The 2,260-nt window shown below is 39.5% G+C and carries 1 protein-coding gene; it reads right to left on the bottom strand.

Going from position 1 to position 2,260, the window contains the following annotated elements:
* Window positions 1-163: 163 nt before the first annotated feature.
* Complete coding sequence (locus RBH29_RS17440; protein WP_306698285.1) at window positions 164-2,065, bottom strand: IS1634 family transposase; 1,902 nt, start codon at window positions 2,063-2,065, stop codon at window positions 164-166.
* Window positions 2,066-2,260: the final 195 nt, after the last annotated feature.

Below are 2,260 nucleotides of genomic sequence, written 5' to 3'. Positions count from 1 at the left end.
CCCGACTTTCGGCTAAAAATCCAAAAACCCTTGGCATAACTGCATCTTGATTTTTGTTAGGTCACCATAAAGTTATCAAAGCTCTTTTGTGTCAAATTTCTGAGTTTGTTACTATTTAATCCATAATTTATTAATAATATAGTCAATTACTGTTATGGTAATCTCAAGAGTCCATATTTGTTGTGTCACCTGTCGCTGTTTTAACCCTTAAAACAACTTGCTTTAAGGGATCCTTGATTTCCAGCATATCGTAAATCTCTTGATGCATTGATTCAGGTGCTCCAGACACACGCACATGGTCAGTATTACCATCCTTGTCAGTTATGATAACTGTATTCCTTGCGTGTGTTGACAGAACCTCCCGTATTGTTGACCATTGGCGATGATCTCCTTTCTGCATGAGAAGCCTTTCTATTACTGCCAATAAATGATATGCCAAAACGGTAATAAACAAATGTGCACCCGAGCGTGATTCATTCTGATGATATACCGGTCTCATCCCTAATTCGCTTTTCATTGCCCTAAAAGCAGACTCCACATGTGTTAGCGTCATATACAGCTTCCACAACTCAATATCAGATAACTCCTTATGGGTGCTTTCCATAACATAACAGCCATATAGAGTTTCTTCAAATGCGGCTTTTTTCTCCAATACAATCCCTTCAGCCTTGCCATCTACTGTTTTATTCACACTGAATACATAGGCTTCTGAAGCCGTTTTATGTTTTTTGACAATCCTCTCGAGCTTTGCCGACGTTTTGGTAAAATCCTTTATTTTCCCATCCTTGATAGATTTATCGAATTTATTTATGTCATCTAGGAAACGCTGGATCTTTTTTGCGTCAATCGCCTTTTCCTTGCGAGCTTTGCCATCACTTATGCACAAAACTTTGCAGATATCTTCTCCATCAGGCACAATTTTCTTGGTATATACATTGTTCTCATCTCCGTAAGCACTTTTTCGATTTTGTCCAATATGTGTAAAACTGTCACGCTCCATTTCAAACTGCTTACGGTATTCTTCTCTTTCATCCTCTCTCTTGATGATGATGTATGGATATTGGTTCGCACGAAGATAGTCCACATTACTCTGAGTTGCTATCCCTCTATCCATGGCAACTGTCGGTTTTAACAGTGTTGTCTGATTACCCCATGCCATGCTTTCAAGGCGTCCAATCATGTCTTCCATTGTCTCAGGCTCCGATTGATTCCCTTTGTATATATGGCTTGTAATTGGCATCCCATCACCATCAACAACAAGCGAAAGCGTGATTAACGGACAGTCCGTCCGTTTGCTCTTACAATGTCCGCGTTCAGCTAGATTATTTCCAAGACAACTCCCCTCCATGTAAGTGTTCGTCAAATCATACAGGAATATGGTTCCAGCATTATGTGGAAACAGTTCTCGCTCTTTCATGTACAGTAACTCTTCGATCCTGTCCTTTTTGCTATACAGGTTGTCACCCACTTCATAAAACATATCCTTGCCACACCTACTGATATTGGCACCTGGAAACTCACTTAGCGCCGATCTGTCCCGAAACCATCGGTATGTGTGCATCTCGCTGCCTGGTGAAATGAGTCGCCCAAATATGACTGCCTTTGCTATGGCAATTTCCCTGTCACTAAAGTTTGTTTTTTTTAGCGTTTTTTCAACATCCAACAGATCCCAAGCCATTTGACACACAAGCTCTGGTCCCATTTCTCTACTCTTAGTCGTCTTGATGCTTTTCAAATCAATTGTTACTAATTTACGTTCTTCTTTATTCTCGCTATCGTTCTTCTTTTGGAGCTTTTTAGACAGCTTCATGTTTGACACAAGGCTCAGTGCCAGTCGTTCTATATGATTGTCGGTCGTGCTTAGGAGGGTTTGCTGACCTGTAAGCTGGCACTCAAGTGCATGAGCGAGTTTTTTCCACTCCATTCGGGGTATCGTCAGATGCCCTAAATTCATGATGGTTCTCTGCCGTGAACCTTTTTCTGTCCAGACAGATTCGACCAGACAATGCTTTATGTATGTTTTTTGAGCTTTTTTGTTATAGGTCTTATTCTCTCGTATAAACATTACCGACTCCTTTTATGTAATGATATACTTATTGTAACAGCTTCAGTTTTATATGTAAACACTTATTTTATTAACTATTGAAAATTAGGTCACTAGAATTGCGTTTTTTCAAACTTTTTTCTTAATTTTACTGGGTTTGCAGGTTAAAAAACATTGTTTTTCGAACTTTTTTTACTCATTTTTCCGAAAGTCGGG

It is taken from the genome of Herbivorax alkaliphila, assembly GCF_030848475.1.
Lineage (GTDB): Bacteria > Bacillota > Clostridia > Acetivibrionales > Acetivibrionaceae > Herbivorax.
Note: the sequence above shows the minus strand (reverse complement) of the source record. Positions and strands in the feature narration are given on the sequence as shown.